Origin of the sequence: Campylobacter lari (assembly GCF_004357905.1) — a bacterium.
GTDB lineage: Bacteria > Campylobacterota > Campylobacteria > Campylobacterales > Campylobacteraceae > Campylobacter_D > Campylobacter_D lari_D.
This window is the reverse complement of the sequence record NZ_SMTT01000032.1, coordinates 1-460: the sequence shown is the minus strand read 5'-3', so window position 1 is coordinate 460 and position 460 is coordinate 1. Positions and strand designations below refer to the sequence as shown.

The 460-nt window shown below is 29.6% G+C and carries 1 pseudogene; it reads left to right on the top strand.

The annotated features are described in order from the left end of the window. Positions 1-460, top strand: a pseudogene (locus E2O22_RS07825) (ShlB/FhaC/HecB family hemolysin secretion/activation protein); the annotation flags it as partial.

Genomic DNA, 460 nt, shown 5'->3' with positions numbered 1-460 from the left:
GGTTGGTTTAGAAAACTCAATGCTAGTTTGAATAATTATTATAGTATTAATGAGTATATTACTCATACTTTAAATATAAACTATCAAAAGGTATTAGGAAATTTTGAATTAGATTCTTCTGAAAGTTCATCTTTAGGTGGAGCTTATGGGGTAAGAGCTTATGATAATGGAGAGGGAGATGGAGATAATACCATAGTAGCTAACTTTGGTATAAGAATAAATATACCAAATACTAATTTTTATTTTACTCCCTTTTATGATGTAGGTTATGCTTGGTATGAAAAAGCTTCAGGGGATAGATTAGCAGATGAGCATTTTTTAGATGCAGTAGGCTTACAAATACTTTATAATAAAGCTAATGAGTATTATATAAAGCTTGATGCAGCAAGAGCAGTTCATCAGTATAAATATGATGATGAACATAGAATGAAATTGTATTTAAGTGGAGGGGTGTATTTTT